Origin of the sequence: Streptomyces sp. NPDC000345 (assembly GCF_042898825.1) — a bacterium.
Classification (GTDB): Bacteria; Actinomycetota; Actinomycetes; order Streptomycetales; family Streptomycetaceae; genus Streptomyces.
This window is the reverse complement of record NZ_JBIAZE010000001.1, coordinates 945,936-966,253: the sequence shown is the minus strand read 5'-3', so window position 1 is coordinate 966,253 and position 20,318 is coordinate 945,936. Positions and strand designations below refer to the sequence as shown.

At 72.7% G+C, this 20,318-nt stretch carries 21 protein-coding genes and 2 pseudogenes; 16 read left to right on the top strand and 7 right to left on the bottom strand.

The annotated features are described in order from the left end of the window. Positions 1 to 7: 7 nt before the first annotated feature. A complete protein-coding gene (locus ACFY30_RS04520) occupies positions 8 to 1,264 on the bottom strand; it encodes a GNAT family N-acetyltransferase (RefSeq protein ID WP_390843639.1) in 1,257 nt (418 codons plus the stop codon). 205 nt (positions 1,265 to 1,469) lie between these two features. On the opposite strand from ACFY30_RS04520, the gene ACFY30_RS04515 reads away from it, so the two are divergent. Further along, complete coding sequence (locus tag ACFY30_RS04515) at positions 1,470 to 1,778, top strand: hypothetical protein (RefSeq protein WP_390843638.1); 309 nt, start codon at positions 1,470 to 1,472, stop codon at positions 1,776 to 1,778. A gap of 120 nt (positions 1,779 to 1,898) precedes the next feature. On the opposite strand, the gene ACFY30_RS04510 is transcribed toward ACFY30_RS04515, so the two are convergent. Beyond that, complete coding sequence (locus tag ACFY30_RS04510) at positions 1,899 to 2,675, bottom strand: SDR family NAD(P)-dependent oxidoreductase (RefSeq protein ID WP_390843637.1); 777 nt, start codon at positions 2,673 to 2,675, stop codon at positions 1,899 to 1,901. 98 nt (positions 2,676 to 2,773) lie between these two features. Here ACFY30_RS04510 and ACFY30_RS04505 point away from each other — a divergent pair, with 98 nt between their 5' ends. Further along, positions 2,774 to 3,223 carry an ester cyclase gene (locus ACFY30_RS04505; protein WP_390843636.1) on the top strand — a complete coding sequence of 150 codons (450 nt, stop codon included), beginning with the start codon at positions 2,774 to 2,776 and terminating at the stop codon, positions 3,221 to 3,223. Between the two features lie 27 nt (positions 3,224 to 3,250). Here the strand turns inward: ACFY30_RS04505 and ACFY30_RS04500 are convergent, their stop codons facing one another. Continuing rightward, on the bottom strand, positions 3,251 to 3,586 hold the full coding sequence (locus ACFY30_RS04500; RefSeq protein WP_390843635.1) for a YnfA family protein: 336 nt from the start codon (positions 3,584 to 3,586) through the stop codon (positions 3,251 to 3,253). 156 nt (positions 3,587 to 3,742) lie between these two features. Here ACFY30_RS04500 and ACFY30_RS04495 point away from each other — a divergent pair, with 156 nt between their 5' ends. From ACFY30_RS04495 to argG, 13 genes and pseudogenes are all read left to right on the top strand, one after another. Further along, entirely contained in the window at positions 3,743 to 4,213 is a 471-nt protein-coding gene (locus ACFY30_RS04495; protein ID WP_390843634.1) for a hypothetical protein, read from the top strand. A 115-nt stretch (positions 4,214 to 4,328) separates the two neighbouring features. Beyond that, positions 4,329 to 4,802, top strand: a complete 474-nt coding sequence (locus ACFY30_RS04490; protein WP_390843633.1) for a MarR family winged helix-turn-helix transcriptional regulator — start codon at positions 4,329 to 4,331, stop codon at positions 4,800 to 4,802. A gap of 6 nt (positions 4,803 to 4,808) precedes the next feature. Further along, a complete protein-coding gene (locus tag ACFY30_RS04485; RefSeq protein ID WP_390843632.1) occupies positions 4,809 to 5,816 on the top strand; it encodes a permease in 1,008 nt (335 codons plus the stop codon). Then, on the top strand, positions 5,813 to 6,598 hold the full coding sequence (locus tag ACFY30_RS04480) for a TIGR03943 family putative permease subunit (RefSeq protein ID WP_390843631.1): 786 nt from the start codon (positions 5,813 to 5,815) through the stop codon (positions 6,596 to 6,598). The genes ACFY30_RS04485 and ACFY30_RS04480 overlap by 4 nt, the downstream gene beginning before the upstream one ends. An 89-nt stretch (positions 6,599 to 6,687) precedes the next feature. Then, positions 6,688 to 7,776, top strand: coding sequence for an LLM class flavin-dependent oxidoreductase (locus ACFY30_RS04475; RefSeq protein WP_390843630.1), 1,089 nt, complete (start codon positions 6,688 to 6,690; stop codon positions 7,774 to 7,776). Continuing rightward, positions 7,773 to 8,369, top strand: a complete 597-nt coding sequence (locus tag ACFY30_RS04470) for an FMN reductase (protein WP_390843629.1) — start codon at positions 7,773 to 7,775, stop codon at positions 8,367 to 8,369. Before ACFY30_RS04475 ends, ACFY30_RS04470 begins: the two co-directional genes overlap by 4 nt. 95 nt (positions 8,370 to 8,464) lie before the next feature. Further along, the gene (locus ACFY30_RS04465) at positions 8,465 to 9,187 is read left to right on the top strand and encodes a response regulator transcription factor (RefSeq protein ID WP_390843628.1); all 723 of its coding nucleotides are present in this window, start codon (positions 8,465 to 8,467) and stop codon (positions 9,185 to 9,187) included. After that, positions 9,188 to 10,609 carry an ATP-binding protein gene (locus tag ACFY30_RS04460; protein WP_390843627.1) on the top strand — a complete coding sequence of 474 codons (1,422 nt, stop codon included), beginning with the start codon at positions 9,188 to 9,190 and terminating at the stop codon, positions 10,607 to 10,609. It begins immediately after the preceding gene. Between the two features lie 62 nt (positions 10,610 to 10,671). Beyond that, positions 10,672 to 11,956: pseudogene (locus ACFY30_RS04455) on the top strand (ArgE/DapE family deacylase). 470 nt (positions 11,957 to 12,426) lie between these two features. Next, positions 12,427 to 13,137: a hypothetical protein gene (locus tag ACFY30_RS04450; RefSeq protein WP_390843626.1), complete on the top strand. Its 711-nt coding sequence runs from the start codon at positions 12,427 to 12,429 to the stop codon at positions 13,135 to 13,137. A gap of 121 nt (positions 13,138 to 13,258) precedes the next feature. Continuing rightward, the gene (locus ACFY30_RS04445) at positions 13,259 to 13,882 is read left to right on the top strand and encodes a sigma-70 family RNA polymerase sigma factor (RefSeq protein WP_390843625.1); all 624 of its coding nucleotides are present in this window, start codon (positions 13,259 to 13,261) and stop codon (positions 13,880 to 13,882) included. A gap of 65 nt (positions 13,883 to 13,947) precedes the next feature. After that, positions 13,948 to 14,178 (top strand): hypothetical protein, encoded by a 231-nt coding sequence (locus ACFY30_RS04440; RefSeq protein WP_390843624.1) that lies wholly within the window; start codon positions 13,948 to 13,950, stop codon positions 14,176 to 14,178. Positions 14,179 to 14,286: 108 nt separating this feature from the next. After that, complete coding sequence (argG, locus tag ACFY30_RS04435) at positions 14,287 to 15,735, top strand: argininosuccinate synthase (protein ID WP_390843623.1); 1,449 nt, start codon at positions 14,287 to 14,289, stop codon at positions 15,733 to 15,735. An 87-nt stretch (positions 15,736 to 15,822) separates the two neighbouring features. Here the strand turns inward: argG and ACFY30_RS04430 are convergent, their stop codons facing one another. From ACFY30_RS04430 to ACFY30_RS04415, 4 genes and pseudogenes are all read right to left on the bottom strand, one after another. Next, positions 15,823 to 16,644: an SAM-dependent methyltransferase gene (locus ACFY30_RS04430; RefSeq protein ID WP_390843622.1), complete on the bottom strand. Its 822-nt coding sequence runs from the start codon at positions 16,642 to 16,644 to the stop codon at positions 15,823 to 15,825. Between the two features lie 237 nt (positions 16,645 to 16,881). Then, positions 16,882 to 17,835, bottom strand: coding sequence for a DMT family transporter (locus ACFY30_RS04425; protein ID WP_390843621.1), 954 nt, complete (start codon positions 17,833 to 17,835; stop codon positions 16,882 to 16,884). Between the two features lie 331 nt (positions 17,836 to 18,166). Then, a pseudogene (locus ACFY30_RS04420) lies at positions 18,167 to 18,637 on the bottom strand (MFS transporter); the annotation flags it as partial. A gap of 220 nt (positions 18,638 to 18,857) precedes the next feature. After that, positions 18,858 to 19,730, bottom strand: coding sequence for an aldo/keto reductase family oxidoreductase (locus ACFY30_RS04415; RefSeq protein WP_390843620.1), 873 nt, complete (start codon positions 19,728 to 19,730; stop codon positions 18,858 to 18,860). Between the two features lie 130 nt (positions 19,731 to 19,860). Here ACFY30_RS04415 and ACFY30_RS04410 point away from each other — a divergent pair, with 130 nt between their 5' ends. Beyond that, on the top strand, positions 19,861 to 20,307 hold the full coding sequence (locus ACFY30_RS04410; protein ID WP_390843619.1) for a winged helix-turn-helix transcriptional regulator: 447 nt from the start codon (positions 19,861 to 19,863) through the stop codon (positions 20,305 to 20,307). Positions 20,308 to 20,318 lie beyond the last annotated feature (11 nt).

Below are 20,318 nucleotides of genomic sequence, written 5' to 3'. Positions count from 1 at the left end.
CCCCGCCTCACACCAGCCGTTTCTCCAGCAGGGTCACCGCGTACGGGCTGCCCGAGCCGCCGTCCTTCGCCCGCTGTTCGCCTGTGACCCGGTAGCCCGCCGACTCGTAGTAGTCGCGCAGGCGGGGGTTGGAGGACAGGCAGTCCAGGCGGGCGTAGCGGCGGCCCGCTGCGGCGATGCGGGACTCGGCCCGGGCCAGCATCTCGCGGCCCGTGCCCGGGGGAGCCGTGTGCGCGGTGGTCATCAGGCGGTGGATGTAGCCGGCGTCGGGCGGGCGGGGGCCCCACGCGGCCGGGTCGTCCCACCAGAGTTCCCAGGCGCCGACCGGTGTGCCGTTCGCGTACGCGAGCCAGACCTCGCCGTCCCTCATGCGGTCGCGGAAGTGGGTCTCGTCCTTCTCGCCCGGCTGCCATTGCCTGATGCCCCGGGCCAGTTGCCACAGCGCCGCCGAGTCCCGCAGGCGGACCAGGAGGGCGGCGTCCCGGGTGGTCGCCCTGCGGTGGGTGAGCGGGGGCCAGGTGGCGGGGACCGGTTCCAGGAGACGGTCGCGCAGGGCGGTGGACAGCGCGGTCGCGTTCAGGCCCAGGGCGGCCGTGACGTATCCCTCCACCGAGCCGTAGCGCCCGCGCAGGGCCCGCAGGAACAGGCGCATCACCGACTCGGGGGCGCGGGCGAAGGCCGGCCAGGCGGGGGAGCGGCCCTCGTGCCGCGCGCGCCACTCCGCGAGCAGGGCCGGGGTCGCCAGTTCCGTCAGACTGAAGTCCTCGATGATCGTCTCGTCCGGGACGTCGAGGAGGGCCAGGATCAGGGCGGCCAGTTCACCGGTGCGGTCCTTGCCCGAGGCGCAGTGGAAGACCAGCGGCGCCTCCGCTTCCGCCACCAGCCGCAGTGCCGCCGCGATCTCCTTCGTACCGTCCTGCGCCACCTCCATGAAGCGGTCCGAGAGGTAGGGGCCCGGGTCGACGTCCGGGGTCAGCGCCGCCTGGTCGTAGGGGCGGTGTTCGATGCTCAGATGGTGGTAGGCGAAGGAGGCGTCCGCCGGGACGCGGCCTCTCCCCTCGATCTCCCAGGGATGGCGGAGGTCGATCACCGTGCCCACGCCCAGGGACAGGAAGCGGGCCCAGTCGTCCGTGTCCTCGGTCAGCTTGCCCAGGGAGTCCGCGCGGAACAGCCGGCCGGGACGCACGCGGTGGCCGTCCCGGGTGCGGTAGCCGCCCAGGTCGCGGAAGTTGTGCAGCCGGTCGAACGGTATGTGTCTGTCCACGTCGTGACCTTACGCAGCCGGACCGGAACCGCGGCGGGGCGGCGCGCTGTCTTCGGGGGAGCCGGATCGGCTCGTCGACACGGGGGTGTCCCATGACGCGGATACGCACGTCGGTGCGGGCGGCGGGGGTCGTGCTCGTCGTGGGGGTCTGCTCGCCGGGTGTGCGCAGGAGTACGACGACGAGCGGGGGAAGGGGGACGCCCCGGTGCGGGGGAAGACGGGGGACGACACCCCGGCCGAGGTGTTCAACATGCCCGACGGGTTCGGCAATCTGGCCACGAAGTGTGTCGGGCACGGATTCCGGGCGTCGGTGGCGGGGCGGGCGGGGGAGGACTCGGCCGCCGAGGTCCACGACTTCCCGGACGGGTTCGGGAACCTCGCCACCAAGTGTGTGGGGAAGGGCAGGCGGGCGTACGCGACGACGAAGTCCGTGCGGCAGGAGGACGAGGACGACGTGATCGTCATTCCGGCCGACGCGGTGATCGTCGACGACCCGCGGTGTCAGGCGCCGTGAGCGGTCACTTCGCGTGCCGCACCGCGTAGATCATCACGAACGCCACGATGTGGATGCCGAACAGGAAGTAGCCGAGCCACCACCACATCTGGCGTTCGTCGTGCGGTTCTCTGGGCGTCATCACAGCTCCCGGTGGACCTTGGTGTTGGACGCCTGGGCGCGGGGGCGCAGCACCAGGAGATCGACGTTGACGTGGCTGGGGCGGGTCACCGCCCAGGTGATCGTGTCGGCCACGTCGTCGGCGGTGAGGGGTTCGGCGACGCCCTCGTAGACCTTGGCCGCCTTGTCCTGGTCGCCGCCGAAGCGGGTCAGCGCGAACTCGTCGGTCCTGACCATGCCGGGCGCGATCTCGATGACACGGACCGGCTGTCCGACGATCTCCAGGCGGAGGGTCTCGGCGAGGACGTGGGCGCCGTGCTTGGCGGCGACGTAGCCCGCGCCGCCCTCGTACGTGCCGTGGCCGGCCGTGGAGGAGACGACCACGATCGTGCCGTCGCCGCTCGCCACCAGCCTGGGCAGCAGGGCCTGGGTGACGTGCAGGGTGCCGAGGACGTTCGTCTCGTACATCGTGCGCCAGTGGTCCGGGTCGCCGGTGGCCACCGGGTCGGCACCGAGGGCGCCGCCCGCGTTGTTCACGAGCACGCCGATCGTCCGGAAGGCCGTGGCGAACTCGTCGACGGCGGCGCGGTCCGTGACGTCCAGCTGGTACGCCGTCGCCGAGCCGCCGGCCGCGACGATCTCCTCGGCCAGGGCCTCGATGCGGTCCTTGCGGCGCGCGGTGAGGACGACGCGGTAGCCGGCCGCGGCGAGCCGCCGGGCCGTGGCGGCGCCGATTCCGCTGCTCGCACCGGTCACGACGGCGATGCGGGAGGCGGCGGACGGTGCGGCGGTGGCCATGGACTGCTCCTCGGGCGGGGTGGACGGCGTCGAGAGGTCGTCCGGCCAGGATAAGTGGGAAAATCCAAGTGGGTGATCCTCTGTCCGGGAGGTGGATCATGGGACAGGCTCGAGAGGTCATGGACCGGCTCACCGAGGCGCTGACCGGGAAGCCGGATCTGGAGGTCATCGGCGAGCTCTTCGCGGAGGACGCCGTCGCCGTCACTCCCGACGGCGGCGAGCTGCACGGCCGGGACAGCATCGTCGAGTACTGGCGTCAGATGACGGACGCGGTGCCCGAGGGCTCGTTCGAGTCGCTGCACGCGTACGAGATCGGCAACACGGCCATCGACGAGGGTTTCTTCGGCGGCCGCAATTCGGGGCCGATCCACATGCCCGACGGGGAGTCGCTGCCCGCGACGCAGAAGGACGTCAGGATCCGCGGTGTGGACCTCGCCACCGTGGGCGAGGACGGCCGGATCGTCGACTACCGGCTCTACTTCGACGAGCTGGACTTCCTGGGGCAGCTGGGGCTGCTGCCCGAGGAGGAGTCCGGGGAACCGTCCTGAGAACGGTTCGGGGAGCCGGGCGCACCGTCATTCGCCTCGCGGGGCCCACATGATCACCGCCATGCCCGCGAGGCAGATCAGCACGCCCGCGATGTCCCAGCGGTCGGGCCGGTAGCCGTCGGCGACCACGCCCCACAGGACCGAACCGGCGACGAAGATCCCGCCGTACGCGGCGAGGACGCGGCCGAAGTGGGCGTCGGGCTGGAAGGTGGCGACGAAGCCGTACGCGCCGAGGGCCAGGACTCCGCCGGTGGCCCAGAGCCACCCGCGGTGTTCCCGTACGCCCTGCCAGACCAGCCAGGCGCCGCCGATCTCGAACAGGGCGGCGAGGACGAACAGGGCGGCGGAGCGCAGGACCGGCATGCCGACAGCTTCACATGCGGCCCTCCGCCACCTGTCGGACGGTGCCTGTCACCTGTTGGACGGCGCCTCGCCGTCCGTTCCACGGGGGAGGGATCGACTGTGCGCGGGCCGCCGGGTCCGCGTCCGGACGCCGAGGGCCGAGGAGCGGGTGGTGGCATGCGCAGGATGCGGGGGTTCGCCGTGTGGGGGGCCGTGGCGGTGCTGGGTGCGGCCTGGCCGGCCCGGGCGGCGGGTGACGCGCCCGAGGCCGATCTCTCGTACCACGGCGTCGCGGTGCTGCACGACGGGCGGCTCGACGTTCGGCTGACCCCGCGCAACCACGGTCCGGCGGACGTCGCCGACGCGACCGTACGGCTGCGCTGGTCGGTGCCGCCGGCGGCGCGGGCGCCGCGGCTGCCCGGCGGGTGTGCTCGGACGGGGGAGCGGTCGGTGGTGTGCCGTACGGGCGCGCTGCCCGCCGACGGGCCGGGGGAGCGGATGGAGGCGGGGGTGTGGCTGCGGGGGCGGCCGGCGGAGGTGACGCTGGAGATCGACACGGTGTGGGCGGACGGGGCGGTGGACCGCAACCGGGCCAACGACCGGCAGCAGGTGCTGGTGCTGGACACCGGGGACGCCTACTCCTTCTGAGGTGCGACGTCCGGAGGCATGACCTCTGAGGTGTGGCGTGCGAAGTGTGACTTCGGAGGTCCGTGACGTCCGTGAGTACGATCTCGGCACACGGCGCTGACGAAGGGGTTGGGCGATGTCCGGGAACGTGCGGTCGAGGCTGCTGGACGAACTGTCCGCCGTCTCCCGCCGGTACGTGGCGTCGTACGCCCTGTTCAACCAGGCGCTCGCCGACCGGCTCGGGCTGCATCCGACCGATCTGCAGTGTCTGAACCTGCTCGCGCTGGAGCGGGAGCCGGTGACGGCGGGCCGGGTGGCCGAGCTGACGGGGCTGACCACCGGGTCGGCGACGCGGCTGGTGGACCGGCTGGAGAAGGCGGGGTACGTCGTGCGGGAGCGGGACACGGGTGACCGCCGGCGGGTGCTGGTGGCGACGGTGCCGGAGCGGATCGCCGAGTTCGGGCGGATGTGGGAGCGGCTGGGCGGGGACCGCTCGCCCCTGTTCGAGGACCTGGCGGACGCCGAGCTCGCCGTGATCGTGCGGCACATGCGGCGGACGGTGGAGTTCCACGGGGAGCGGATCGCGCTGCTGCGGGAAGGCCGGGTCTAGGGGTACATGCAGGACGTCGACATACGGGTGGATACGGCGGAGCCGGCCGCGCCGCGCGGGCTGCCGAGCCGGTGGCCCCTGGTGCTGCTGGGCGCCGCGGTGCTGCCGGGGGCGCTGCTGGTGGTCGTCGGGCGGTCGCTGGACGAGCCGGCCGTGCAGGCCTGGCGGACGGTGTGGCTGGCGGTGACCGTGCAGGCGCTGCCGTTCCTGTTGCTGGGTACGGCGTTGTCGGGCGCGATCAACGCGTTCGTGCCGGCGCGGGTGTTCGAGCGGCTGCTGCCGAAGCGGGCGGCGCTCGCGGTGCCGGTCGCGGGGATGGCGGGGGTGGTGCTGCCGGGGTGCGAGTGCGCGTCGGTGCCGGTGGCGAACAGTCTGATCGGGCGGGGTGTCACTCCGGCCGCCGCGTTCGCCTTCCTGCTGTCCGCGCCCGCCGTGAACCCGGTGGTGCTGACGGCGACGGCCGTGGCGTTTCCGGGCAGCCCCGAGATGGTGCTGGCCCGGCTGCTGGCGTCGCTGGTGACGGCCGCGGTGATGGGCTGGCTGTGGCTCTGGCTGGGCCGGGAGGAGTGGCTGCGGCCGGTCGTACGGCACACCGGGCACCGGCCGGGGGCGGCCCGCTGGACGGAGTTCCGGCGAGGCTTCCAGCACGACTTCCTGCACGCCGGGGGGTTCCTGGTGGTGGGGGCGATGGCGGCGGCGACGTTCAATGTGGCGGTGCCGCGGTCGGTGCTGGAGGCGTTCTCCGGTTCGCCGTGGCTGTCGGTGCTGTTCCTTGCGGCGCTGGCGATCCTGCTGGCGGTGTGCAGTGAGGCGGACGCGTTCGTGGCGGCCTCGCTCAGCGGGTTCTCGCCGGTGGCGCGGCTGGCGTTCATGGTGGTGGGGCCGATGGTCGACCTGAAGCTGATCGCGTTGCAGGCGGGGACGTTCGGGCGGGCCTTCGCGGTCCGGTTCTCCTCGGCGACGGTCGTCGTCGCGGTGGTGTGCAGCGCGGTCGTGGGAGGGGTGCTGCTGTGAAGCGGTTCGCGCAGGTGGGGCTGCTCGTGCTCGCCGGGCTGGGGTTGTTGCACACCTCGCTGTTCACGGAGGAGTACCTGCGGTTCGTGAAGGAGGGGATGCGGCCGCTGCTGATCGCCTCCGGGGTGCTGCTGCTGGGGATGGGCCTGGCGGAGGCGTGGGCCGCACGGCGGCCGGACCTCGACGCGGAGCGGGAGCACGCGGACGGGGACGCGGACGGGCACGAGCCTGCCGACGGGCACGGGCACGCGGACGGGCACGGGCACGACCACTCCCGTGTGCCGCGCGTCGCCTGGCTGCTCTTCCTGCCCGTGCTGAGCCTGCTGTTCTACGCTCCGCCCGCCCTCGGTTCGTACACCGCTTCCCGCGAGCCCGCGAAGGCCGTCGCCGTGGAGGACGACGGCTTCGACCCGCTGCCCTCGACCTCGCCGCTGCCGATCACGCTCACCGAGTTCACCCAGCGGGTGCAGCAGGACCGCAGCCGGGCCATCGGGGAACGCCCGGTGCGGATGACCGGGTTCGTCACGCCCGCCGACGGGAACAGCTGGTACCTCACACGGATCATGGTCAACTGCTGCGCCGCGGACGCCACGACGCTGAAGGTGCGGGTGTACGGGGCGGCCGCGCCGAAGGCCGACACCTGGGTGACGGTCACCGGCGTCTGGCACGCGGGCGGGACGCTGGGCACCTCGTCGGCGGCGGTGGCGCTGGACGTGCGGGGCGTGGAGAAGGTCGGCAAGCCGAGCAACAGCTACATGGACGCGCTGCCCCTCACGTCCTGACCGCACCTTCCGACCACGGGAATAGCCACGGGCGGGCCACCGTTCTCCGGGTATAGTTGAACCATAAACAACTTGGAGGGTGAGCGACCATGCAGTTCGGGATCTTCAGCGTCGGCGACGTCACGCCGGACCCGACGACCGGCCGGACGCCGACCGAGCGCGAGCGCATCAAGGCCATGGTCGCCATCGCGCTGAAGGCCGAGGAGGTCGGCCTCGACGTCTTCGCGACCGGCGAGCACCACAACCCGCCGTTCGTGCCGTCGTCCCCGACCACCATGCTCGGCTACGTCGCCGCGCGGACGGAGAGGCTGATCCTCTCCACCTCCACCACGCTGATCACCACGAACGACCCGGTGAAGATCGCCGAGGACTTCGCGATGCTCCAGCACCTGGCCGACGGCCGCGTGGACCTGATGACGGGGCGCGGCAACACCGGTCCCGTCTATCCCTGGTTCGGGCAGGACATCCGGCAGGGCATCAACCTCGCCATCGAGAACTACGCCCTGCTGCGCCGGCTGTGGCGGGAGGACGTCGTCGACTGGGAGGGGAAGTTCCGGACCGCGCTCCAGGGCTTCACGTCCACGCCGAGGCCGCTGGACGGCGTCCCGCCGTTCGTGTGGCACGGGTCCATCCGGTCCCCGGAGATCGCCGAGCAGGCCGCCTTCTACGGCGACGGCTTCTTCCACAACAACATCTTCTGGCCGGCCGACCACACCAAGCGGATGGTCGAGCTGTACCGGGCGCGGTACGCGCACTACGGGCACGGCACCCCGGAGCAGGCGATCGTCGGACTCGGCGGCCAGGTGTTCATGCGGCGGAACTCGCAGGACGCGGTGCGTGAGTTCCGGCCGTACTTCGACAACGCGCCGGTCTACGGGCACGGGCCGTCGCTGGAGGACTTCACCGACCAGACCCCGCTGACCGTGGGCACGCCCGAGCAGGTCATCGAGAAGACGCTGTCCTTCCGCGAGTACGCCGGCGACTACCAGCGCCAGTTGTTCCTCGTGGACCACGCGGGGCTGCCGCTGAAGACCGTGCTGGAGCAGATCGACATGCTCGGCGAGGAGGTCGTTCCGGTGCTGCGCGAGGAGTTCGCGAAGGGCCGTCCGGCGGACGTGCCGGAGGCGCCGACCCATGCCTCCCTGCTCGCCGACGCGCAGAAGGAGGTCGTGGCATGAGGCTCGTCGTCGTCTCGGCGGGGCTGAGCGTTCCGTCGTCCACCCGGCTGCTGGCCGACCGGCTGGCCGGAGCGGTGGAGCGCCGGGCGTCCGTCGACGTCCAGGTCGTGGAGCTGCGCGACCTGGCCGTCGAGATCGCCCACCACTTCACCAACGGGTTCCCCGGGCGGAAGCTGGCGGACGCGCTCGACGCGGTCGCCGCCGCCGACGGACTGATCGTCGTCACCCCTGTGTTCTCGGCGTCGTACAGCGGGCTGTTCAAGTCGTTCTTCGACGTGCTGGACCAGGACGCGCTGACCGGCAAGCCGGTGCTGATCGCGGCGGCCGGCGGTTCCGCCCGGCACTCGCTGGTGCTCGAACACGCGCTGCGGCCGCTCTTCGCGTACCTGCGGGCCGTCGTCGTCCCGACCGCCGTCTACGCCGCCTCGGAGGACTGGGGCGCGGAGGGCCTGCCCGAGCGGATCGAACGGGCGGCGGAGGAGCTGGCGGCCCTGATGACGGGACTGCCGGCGGCCCGTCCGGCGAAGCCGGTGAAGGACGCCTTCGGGGTCGTGCCGTTCGCCGAGCAGATGGCGGCGATCTCCGGCCGGTGACGTCGTGGGCGCCGGACGGTGAGAGCCCAGTAAGAAGGGTGATCGTAGGACCTTCCTCACGGCCGAACCGCCGGAGGCCTTGGCAGACTGGACCGGTGCCTCCCACCCTGCTGCTCGCCGAAGACGACCGCGCCATCCGCCACGCCCTGGAACGCGCCCTGGCCCTGGAGGGCTACCAGGTCACCGCGGTCGCCGACGGGGTGGAGGCGCTGGCGCACGCCCACAAGTCGCCGCCGGACGTGCTCGTCCTCGACGTGATGATGCCCGGGATCGACGGTCTGCAGGTCTGCCGGGTGCTGCGCGCCGAGGGCGACCGCACGCCGATCCTGATGCTGACCGCACTGGTGGAGACCGCCGACCGGATCGCCGGCCTGGACGCGGGTGCGGACGACTACGTCGTCAAGCCGTTCGACGTGGAGGAGGTCTTCGCCCGGCTGCGGGCGCTGCTGCGCCGGACCAGCCCGGGCGTCGTCCCCGCCGCGGCCGAGGCGGCCGCCCCGAAGCAGACGGTGTCCGAGCGGTACCTGGAGGCGGCCGGACTGCGGATGGACCCGCAGGCGCGGCGGGCCTGGCGCGGCGAACGGGAGCTGGAGCTGACCCGCACCGAGTTCGAGCTGCTGGAACTGCTCGTGCGCAACGCCGGGATCGTCCTCGACCACTCCACGATCTACGACCGCATCTGGGGCTACGACTTCGGGCCGGGCTCCAAGAACCTCGCCGTCTACGTCGGCTATCTGCGCCGCAAGCTCGACCAGCCCGGCGCCTCGCCGCTGATCCACACCGTGCGCGGCGTCGGTTACGTGCTCCGGGAGGACTGAGTGCGCTCCGGCCGGCTGCGGCTGTCGGTGGTCCGGCCGCGGCCCAAGCTGGTGTCGCTGCGGACCACGTTCGCGGTGTCCTTCGCCGCCGTCACCGCCGCCGTCACGGTGCTCGTGGGCGTGCTGTCGTACTCGGCGGCCGCGCGGCTGGTGCGGGTCGACCAGGAGTCGGTGTTCGACGAGGTCGTACAGGACCTGCGGGACGAGGTGCGCGGGCACGCGATGGCACCGGAGGACTTCTTCTCGGCGGCGCCGGGCCATGACATCGTCCGGCCCGCGCGCACGAACGTGCAGGTGCTGGGCGCGGACGGCACGGTCGTGGACAGCGGGAGCCCCCGGCTGCCGGTGGTGACCGCGGACCGGAAGGTCGCGGCGGCCGCGGCGGCCGGCGGGATGGCCGAGCACAAGGACGTGGACGTCGGCAGCGACGTCTACCGGGTGGCGACCGTCGCGCTCGGCGGCGGGCGGGGCGCGGTGCAGGTGGCGCAGGAGTTCAGCGACACCGAGGACCTGCTGCGGGCGCTCCAGCAGCGCACGCTGCTCCTGATGACCGCGGTCGTGCTGGCCGCGGGCCTGTTCGGCTGGTGGCTGGCCCGGCGCATCACCCACCGCCTGGTCATCCTCACCACGGCCGCCGAGGACGTCGCCCGCACCCGCCGCCTCGGCGTGCAGGTGCCGGTCACCGGGCACGACGAGGTGGGCCGGCTCGGCCGCGCCTTCGACCGCATGCTGGGCCGGCTCGCCCAGTCGGAGGAGGACCAGCGCCGCCTGGTGCAGGACGCCGGGCACGAGCTGCGGACGCCGCTGACGTCGTTGCGCACGAACATCTCGCTGCTGCGCCGGATCGACGAGCTGCCCCCGTCGATGCGGGACGAACTGGTGGCGGACCTGACCCAGGAGGCCCGCGAGCTGACCGACCTGGTCAACGAGCTCGTCGACCTCGCGGCCGGCCAGTCCGACACCGAGCCCCCGCGGAGACTGGACCTCGCCGACATCGCCGAGGAGGTCGCGGGCCTCGCCCGGCGCCGCACCGGCCGACAGGTCCTGGTCCGGGCCAGCGGCGACACCACGACGCACGGGCGGCCGGGCATGCTGCAGCGGGCGGTGTCCAACCTCGTCGAGAACGCGACCAAGTTCGACCGCGAGGGCGGGGAGCCCGTCGAGATCACCGTCACCGGGCCCGCCCGGCCGGGCACGGTCCGCGTGGAGGTCCTCGACCGCGGGCCCGGTGTCGCCGAGGCCGACCTGACGCGGGTCTTCGACCGCTTCTACCGCGCCGCCGACGCCCGCTCCCTGCCGGGCTCCGGCCTCGGCCTGTCGATCGTGCGGGAGGTGGCCCTCGCCCACGGCGGCGCGCCGTTCGCCCACCGGCGGGCGGGCGGCGGCTCGGTAATCGGGTTCACGGTCGGCGGGGGCTTGTGACGGAGGCGGCCGGCGTACGACGCTCCCCTCGTCGGGGACGGTGAGCGAGGGGAGCCTGCGGGGTGCTGAGTGATCAGGAGGCGGCCGCGCTGGCGGCGGTCGACGAGACGGACGCCGTACGGACGCTGCTGGAGCTGATCGCGATACCGAGCGTCACCGGGAGCGCCGCCGAGTCGGAGCTGCAGCACCGCCTCGCCGGGCGGCTCGAACGGCTCGGGCTCGACGTCGATCTCTGGTCCATGGATCTGCCCGCGCTGCTCGCCCGTCCGGACTTCCCCGGCATGGAGGTGCCGCGCGAGGAGGCCTGGGGGCTGGTGGGGCACACCGCCGACGGCGGTGACGGGCCGACGCTGGTCCTCCAGGGGCATGTGGACGTCGTACCGCCCGGGGACCCGGCCGCGTGGGACGGCGATCCGTTCGTGCCGAGGGTGACCGGTGACCTCGTGCACGGGCGCGGGGCGTGCGACATGAAGGCCGGGCTGGTGGCGCAGCTGGCCGCGCTGGCGGCGATCCGGGCGGCCGGGGTGCGGCTGCGCGGGCGGGTCGCCGTGCTCCCCCAGAGGGGGGACCCCCATCGTCGTCGGGGAGGAGGACGGCGGGATCGGCGCCTTCGGCACCCTGCGGCGGGGGCACGGCGGCGACGCGTGCGTGATCGCCGAGCCGACCGCCGGGACGCTGATCACCGCGAACGCGGGCGCGCTGACCTTCCGGATCACCGTGCCCGGCAGGGCCGCCCATGCCGCCTCGCGGGAGGCGGGGGTGAGCGCGATCGACGCCTATCTGCCCCTGCACCGGGCGCTGGCCCGGCTGGAGGCCGGCCGCAACCGCGACCCCGATCCGCTCCTCGCCGAGTACCCGATCCCGTACTCCCTCTCCGTGGGCGCCCTGCGCTCCGGCGACTGGGCGAGCAGCGTGCCGGACCTGCTGGTGGCGGAGGGGCGGCTCGGGGTGCGGCTCGGAGAGCGCCCGGAGGAGGCGCGGGCGGCGCTGGAGCGGTGCGTGGCCGAGGTGTGCGCGGCGGACGCCTGGCTGAGGGAGCACCCGGCGGCGGTGGCCTGGCCGGGCGGGCGGTTCGCGAGCGGGCGGCTGGCCGCGGGGCATCCGCTGCGGGACACGGTGGCCGCCGCCCACGCCGACGCGACCGGCGGCGTACGGCCCCGGGAGCGCGGCGCGACGTACGGCAGCGACCTGCGGCTGTACACCGGGGCGGGCATCGCGGCGCTGCAGTCCGGGCCGGGGGACATCGCCGTGGCGCACAGCCCGCGTGAGCATGTGTCGGTGCGGGAGGTGGTGGACGTGGCGCGGGCGCTGGTGCTGACCGTGCTGCGGACGGTCGGGGTGAAGTGAGCCCGGCCCGGCTGCTGTCGTTCGCCGTGGTGTTACGGCACGCGCGGTTCCGGCGGGTGTGGTGCGGGCAGGTGGCGAGTGCCGTCGGGGACGGGGTGACGCTGGTCGCGCTGCCCGGGGCGGTGCTCGCCGCGCACTCGAAGACCGGCCTCGGGCTGGTGCTCGGCGCCCAGAGCCTCGCGCTGGTGGGGGCCGCGCTGCTGGGCGGGGTGCAACGGGGCCGTGCTGTGGGTGGGCCTCGCCGCGATGACGGTGACGACGGTCGTGCCGCTGTTCCAGCGCGGGGTGCGGGCCTTCGCCGACGTACCGCCGCCGGGGCCGTACGAGAGCGCGGTCTGAACGCGGTGCCGGACCGGGAACCCCGGGGCCCGCGTTTGCCTCCTCTCGGGTGCCGGCGGGGCTGAGCGCGCGTGCTCGGGTTCGCGTACCTCCCGGTGACGGTCCCTGGACGGATGCGAGGATGAGGCGCCATGACGGCCGGGTGGTGTTCTCGTACGCTGCGTGCCGCGATGTTCGCGGCCGTCTGCGTGCTGCTCGCCGCCCTGGGGCACGTGCTGATGTCCGGCGTCCACGTGCCCGCGTGGGCCCTGGCCGCCGGGGCTGCCGTGACCGGCGCTGCGGGCTGGTGCCTGACGGGCCGTGAGCGGGGGCCGGTGACGGTCGTGACGGTCGTGGTGGCCGCGCAGACGGCACTGCACACGGCGTTCGAGTACGCCCAGTCCGCCGCCCCGGGCCGGGGTTCGTCGGGCCGTGGGTCCGGCGACCCCATGGCTGCCATGAGCGGCATGCACGGCATGAGCGGCGGGGCCGGCATGGGCGGCATGGGCGGCATGGACATGAGCCGTATGGGCCACTTCGGGCACGCGGGCCAGCCGGGCCACACCGCTCCCGTGGACTTCCTGGGCGCCGGCTCCTCGTCGTCCGGGATGCTCGCCGCCCACCTGCTGGCCGCCCTGCTGTGCGGGCTGTGGCTGGCCCACGGCGAGAAGGCCGTGTTCCGCGTCCTGCGGGCGGCGGCCGGCCGGCTGGCGGCGCCGTTGCGGCTGCTGCTCGCCCTGCCCGCCCCGTCGCGGCGCCCGCGCGTGCGCCCCCGCCGCCGCCGTTCGGAACGGGCGCCGAGGCTTCTTCTCGTCCACGCGATCACCTCTCGGGGTCCGCCCCTGGGGACCGCTGCCGTCTGACGGCAGCCGGTGACCCGGGCCGCCCCTGTGCGCCCCGGGCCTCGGCCGTACGTGCGCGCAGGCGTCGTAGGGCCCCCTCCCCGTTCCCGGACCCGCCGGGCCGCGAGCCCGCGTGAACCGGATGACCGAGAAGGACACCCAGGTGATCACCTCTGCTCCGAAGCCATGCCCCGACGAGTCGATCACGGCGTGGGCGCTGGCCGCCCGCACCGGTGACGCGGCCGCCGTCGAGCGGTTCGTCCGCGCGCTGCACCGGGACGTACTGCGGTACGTCGCCCATCTGTGCGCCGATCCCCAGGCTGTGGACGACCTCGCCCAGGACACGTTCCTGCGGGCGCTCGGCAGCCTGCACCGTTTCGAGGGCCGTTCCTCGGCGCGCTCCTGGCTGCTGTCCATCGCCCGCCGGGCGGTGACCGACAGCTACCGGTACGCCTCCGCCCGGCCCCGCGTGGCCGACGTGCCGGACTGGCAGCTCGCCGTCGAGTCGGCCCAGCCGCGCGGGCTGCCCGGCTTCGACGACGGGATCGTGCTGCTCGACCTGCTGGCCGCGCTGCCGGACGAACGGCGGGAGGCGTTCGTCCTCACCCAGCTGCTGGGGCTGCCCTACGCGCAGGCGGCGGAGGTCGGCGACTGCCCCGTCGGCACCGTCCGCTCCCGGGTGTCCAGGGCCCGCGCGGCGCTGCTGGACCTGCTGGACGAGACGCGATCCGATCCGAGCGGAGCGTCGAGCCGGCCCGGTGAGTGAGGAAGGAGTGGAGGAGCTGGGGAATTCCCGTGGCGAGCCTGGCATGAACCTGATCAACTGACCGCATGCTCGGACTTCTTCTCCGCCTCCTCCCGTTCTGGGTGCGCGAACCGCTGCTCATCGTCTTCGGCGCCGTCTTCGCCGGCTTCCTCTTCTGGGTCGCCGTCGTCCGGGACGGCGGGTGGGCCGCGGCCGGTATCGGTGCCGCGGCCCTGCTGTTCACCGCCGTCCGTGTCCACGCCGTGCGCGCGGCATGGAGGGATCGCAGGTCGCTCAGCGGGGCGGGCGAGGCCTGAGCGCGGCGCGCTCCGCGACCGGCGCGGGCCGTCGGCCCGCGGTGTGACCTGCACCACAGGGGTGAGGGCGACTTTGCATGGTCATGCGTCATCATGCATAATCTTCCTATGTCCAAGGTCCTCACCTCTCTTCCGGTCGGCGAGCGCGTCGGCATCGCCTTCTCGGGCGGACTCGACACGTCGGTCGCCGTCGCGTGGATGCGCGACAAGGGCGCCGTCCCGTGCACCTACACCGCTGACATCGGCCAGTACGACGAGCCCGACATCGCCTCGGTGCCCGGCCGCGCGAAGACCTATGGTGCCGAGGTCGCGCGCCTGGTCGACTGCCGGGCGGCGCTGGTCGAGGAGGGCCTGGCCGCACTCGCCTGCGGCGCGTTCCACATCCGCTCGGGCGGCCGGGCGTACTTCAACACCACCCCGCTGGGCCGTGCCGTCACCGGCACCCTGCTGGTGCGGGCGATGCTCGAGGACGACGTCCAGATCTGGGGCGACGGCTCGACCTTCAAGGGCAACGACATCGAGCGGTTCTACCGCTACGGTCTGCTCGCCAACCCGCACCTGCGGATCTACAAGCCCTGGCTGGACGCGGACTTCGTGACCGAGCTCGGCGGCCGCAAGGAGATGTCCGAGTGGCTCGTCGCCCACGGACTGCCCTACCGGGACAGCACCGAGAAGGCGTACTCCACGGACGCCAACATCTGGGGTGCCACGCACGAGGCGAAGACGCTGGAGCACCTGGACACCGGCGTCGAGACCGTCGAACCCATCATGGGCGTGCGGTTCTGGGACCCGTCGGTCGAGATCGCCGCCGAGGACGTGACGATCGGCTTCGACCAGGGCCGCCCGGTCACCATCAACGGCAAGGAGTTCGGCTCCGCCGTCGAGCTGGTGATGGAGGCCAACGCCATCGGCGGCCGGCACGGGCTCGGGATGTCCGACCAGATCGAGAACCGGATCATCGAGGCCAAGAGCCGCGGCATCTACGAGGCCCCCGGCATGGCCCTGCTGCACGCCGCCTACGAGCGCCTGGTCAACGCGATCCACAACGAGGACACCGTCGCCCAGTACCACAACGAGGGCCGTCGCCTCGGCCGGCTGATGTACGAGGGCCGCTGGCTGGACCCGCAGGCGCTGATGGTGCGCGAGTCCCTGCAGCGCTGGGTCGGCGCCGCCGTCACCGGTGAGGTCACCCTCCGCCTGCGGCGCGGCGAGGACTACTCGATCCTCGACACCACGGGCCCGGCCTTCAGCTACCACCCGGACAAGCTCTCCATGGAGCGCACCGAGGACTCGGCGTTCGGCCCGGTGGACCGGATCGGCCAGCTCACCATGCGCAACCTCGACATCGCCGACTCGCGCTCCAAGCTGGAGCAGTACGTCGGGCTCGGCCTGATCGGCACCACGGCGGCCCCCGCCCTCGGTGCCGCCCAGGCGGTCGCCACCGGCCTGATCGGGGCCCTCCCGGAGGGCGGCGCCGAAGCCATCGCCTCCCGCGGCGAGGTCTCCGAGGAGGACGCGCTGCTGGACCGCGCGGCGATGGAGTCCGGTACGGACTGACCGTCCCGGCTCCGGCACCGCACAGCACGAACGGAGGCCGGTCCGGCGCCCAGGGCGCCGGACCGGCCTCTTCCGTCGTCCGGTTGGTCAGCCGTTCTTGCGGGCCACACCGCCGTAGATGCCGATGGGCGTCGCGCCGGGCTCGGGGGCCTCGTCGGGGCGCCAGTCCGGGACCAGGACCAGGCCCGGGTCGACCAGTTCGAGGTCGCCGAAGAAGTCCAGGACCCGGCCGCGGCCGCGGGGGTTCATGGTGGCGGTGGCGTTGTTGTAGACCTTCACGGCGTCCTCGCGCTCGGTGTCGTGGATGTCGACGGTCGCGTGGGACAGGACGAGGTAGGAGCCGGCCGGCAGCGCGTCGAGGAGGGTGGCGACGATGCCGTCCGGGTCCTCGGCCTCGGTGACGAAGTGCAGGATGGCCACCAGCAGCAGCGCCACCGGCTGGTCGAAGTCGATGACCTTGCGCACCTCGGGGTGGGCGAGGATGGCCCGCGGGTCGCGCAGGTCGGCCAGGACGACGGCCGTGTTGGTGTCGTCGTCGTCCAGCAGGGTCCGGGAATGGGCGCTGACGATCGGGTCGTTGTCGACGTAGGCGACCCGGGTCTCGGGGGCGACGGCCCGCGCTATCTGGTGCACGTTGGGCTCGGTCGGCAGCCCCGTGCCGATGTCCAGGATCTGCCGGACACCGCCCTCCGCGACGACGTGCCGGACGGCGCGGTGCATGAAGCGCCGGTTGGCCCGGACGGCCTCCCGCACCTCCGGAGCGGCCTTGATGAACTGCTCGGCGGCTTCCTGGTCGACCTCGTAGTTGTCCTTCCCGCCGAGGAAGTAGTCGTACATCCGGGCCGGATGGGGCTTGCTCGTGTCGATCTTCAACACTGGGCCGCCGTCGCCGCCGTGGGGAGAGGTCATGCTGCCTGGCTCCGTCCTGGACTCTAGTCCCGCCCCCGAACGAACCATGGGGCGAACCATGGTGAGTGTCTGTCAGATCATCGCCATTTTGCCGGACGGCTGCTCGTGGGGGGAAACCCCCTGGCGGGTGGGGTCCGACCAGGCACTTCTCCGCCGGCGGCCCGGCTCGCCCGCCACCGCGGGCCGGCGCCCTCGTCCACGACGGCGAACGACCGCCCTCGGCCTGAGAACCGGCGGCTACCGCCCCCGGCGGCCGGGGACGGTCAGCAGGACCAGACCCAGTGCGAGGACGGCCAGCCCGCACCAGGATGCGGCCGGCAGGCGTTCCCCGAGGACCGTGACGCCCAGGACCGCCGCCACGGCGGGCTCGGCCAGGGTGAGCGACGTGGCCACCGACGCCGGGGTACGGCGCAGTCCGTGTCCGAAGAGCCGGTAGGCCAGGCAGACGGTGAACAGGGCGAGGTACACCGTCACCGCGGCGCCGTCGGCGGTGGCGAGCCAGCGCATGTCGACGAACAGGAAGAGCGGCAGGACGAGCAGCCCCGCCGCGCCGAACAGCACGCCCATCACCGCGTCGGAGGGGTGTTCACGCAGGATGAGCCTGCCGCCGATCAACGAGTAGACGGCGTACGACAGTCCGCCGCAGGCGGCGAGGACGACGCCCGTCAGGTCCATGGGCGTGGCGGATCCGGTGAGTTCGGGACCGAGCACCAGGAGGGCGCACCCCAGCACGGCGGCCGCGGTGGCAGCGGTCCAGCGTGCCGTCGGCCGGGTCCGGCCGGTGAGCCAGGCCAGCAGTCCGGCGAAGACCGGCGCGCTGCCCAGCGCGATCACGGTGGCCACCGCCACACCGGTGCGGGCCACCGCCGGATAGAAGGTGACCGGATACCCGGCGACCGCGGGCGCGCCGAGGACGAGCAGCCACCGCTCGCCACGCGTGCAGGCCGCGGGCAGCGAGCGGGCGCCGCGGGAGGTGAGGAACAGCAGGAGGCCGCCGAGGGTGAGACCGGCACAGCCGATCGCCGCCGCCGGTGCGACGGCCGGTGCCAGGCTGCCGGCGGTTCCGGTGGTCCCCCACAGGAGGGCCGAGGCGAGGATGGGCGCGGGGCCGCCGAGGAGACCGGTACGGGGAGGGCGCGGGCCGGCGGCGGCCGGGCGCTCGGGGGTCACAGGGGTCGTGCGGTTCGGCACGGTCGGGTTTCCTTCGTGGTCGCTGACGTCCGGGACGGGATCCGGAACGGGCGCACGACAGACACCCCTGACCACCCTGCGGGGTCGGCCGGGGCCGGAGAAACCGTCGGTGTCGCCGCCCGCTCAGACGCAGAGCGGCGGCAGCACGACGTGCCAGTACGTACTCACCGGGCGATGGTAACCGGGCCGGCCCGCGGCGCACGCCGGGCCCGGGACTCGGGCGTCACAGGAGTCGCAGGGGCGGGGTCGGGGAACCCCGCAGCAAGCACGCCCAAGCCCACCGGGCCGCCGTGACAGGCAGGGTGGACACCTGGGCATGCCCACCCTGCCCCGGCAGCACCCGGGCCGCAGCGCCTGAACGGATGGCCTTGGCGAACATCATCAGCAGCGCCATCGGCATGAGCGCCAGGGTGGAGCGAAGGCCGGACCAGCCGAGCACTGCCTGGAAGTACGGGAAGAGGACCACGAAGATCCCTGCCTGCACGCCGAAGACCGTCAAGAGCGACACGGAACCGCTCGCGAGACCTCGTTCGCGGAACAGGCGGACGTCGAGGAGCGGAGCGTTCCCGCGCAGCTCCCAGGCCACGAATCCGACAGCGGCGGTGATGCCGACGAGGAGGCTCAGTAGCGTCGCGGGCGTGGTCCAGCCTCGCTCGGGGCCCTCGTGGAGGAAGAAGACGAGCCCGGCTGCCGCGACCACGGACGACAGCGAACCGACTGCGTGTCTTGACGCCTCGCGCGAGTTCGGGATGGATCGCAGCGCCATGACGACGGCGACGACGACGAGCACGACCGGCAGGACTATGGAAATCCCCGCGGGACTGCTGGAGACGTCGATACCGGGGCCACGGAGCATCAGCGTGTGCAGTAGATCGGCTCTTCACAATCCAGGCTTCGCAACCGCAGCGGCGGCACCACTGATCGGACTCGACGACCCGGCACACCCGGTCATCGACGCGGGGTCAGCCGGCACCGCCGGTGGACTCAAGTTCCGGCTTGTGGGCCGTTCAGCTACGAGGGATTCAGCGGCCGATGTCGTCCAGCTCGGTCAAGTCCTCATGAGAGAGGGAGAGTCCCGCGCCGGCGATGTTCTCGCGCAGGTGCGCTGTCGATGACGTGCCGGGGATGAGCAGGATGTTCGCTGATCGCTGCAGCAGCCAGGCCAGTGCGACGGACATCTGTGTCGCCTTCAATCGAGCGGCGACCGCCGAGAGCGCCGATGACTGAAGCGGGGTAAAGCCCCCGAGGGGGAAGAAGGGCACGTACGCGACGCCGTCGGCGGCGAGCCGGTCGATGAGCTTGTCGTCGTGGCGGTGGGCGAGGTTGTACATGTTCTGCACGCACACGATCGGCGCGATGCTCTGTGCCTCGGTGACCTGCTCCTCGGTGGCGTTGCTGACCCCGAGGTGGCGGATCAGGCCCTGCTGCTGGAGTTCCACGAGCGTCTCGAACGCCTCAGCGAGCGAGCCGGGCTGGGGACCTTCGGCGTTGCCGAGCCGGAGGTTGACCAGGTCGAGTTCGTCGAGCCGGAGGGACTTGAGGTTGTCGTGGACCTGGCGGCGCAGATCTTCGGGTCGCCGGGCCGTGGGCCAGCCACCCTGTTCGTCGCGGGTCGCGCCCACCTTGGTCACGATGTGCAGCGACTCGGGATAGGGGTGCAGCGCCTCGCGGATCAACTCATTGGTGACGCGCGGCCCGTAGGCGTTGCTGGTGTCGATGTGGGTGATACCGAGGCCGACCGCTTCACGCAGAACGGCCAGGGCACCCTCGCGATCGGTGGGCGGCCCCATGACCCACGGGCCGGCCAGTTGCATGGCGCCGTAGCCGAACCGGGTGACGGTCAGGTCACCCAGAGTCCAGGTGCCGCCGGGAAGAGAGAGGGAAGGTGTGCTCATCCTGTTGCCTTTCGTCGTGCGCTTGGGGTGGCGCCTGCTGCCTCCCTGCATCAGCATTGGAGAGAAACTTCCTGTCGGGAAGTAGGCACCTTGGAGTGCGTAACCCACCCATCGGTGAGAGGCGCGATCAGTGACGACGACGAAGGCGGCCCAGAAGAGGGCTCAGGCCAAGGTGGAGTACAACGCGTTCCTGGCCGGGTGCCCCAGCCGGCAGCTGCTCGACCGAATCTCGGACAAGTGGGTCGTCCTGATCCTGTGTGCGCTGGGCGGCGACCACAGTCCTGGCCAGCCCGGTGCAGCACACGCAGACCCTCCGAAAGCGATGCGTTACTCCGAGATCTCTCGTCTTCTGGCCGGGGTCAGCCAGAAGATGCTGACCCAGACGCTACGGTCGCTGGAGCGCGATGGTCTGCTCACCCGTACCGTGACGCCAACCGTCCCTGTCACCGTCTCCTACGAGCTGACCGACCTCGGCCTCTCGCTCCACCACATGACGCGCGGGCTCAGAAACTGGGCGCAGACACACATGGCCGAGGTCCTCGCAAACCGCGAGAACTCCGACGCTCGCACCTCCTGACGACTCACATC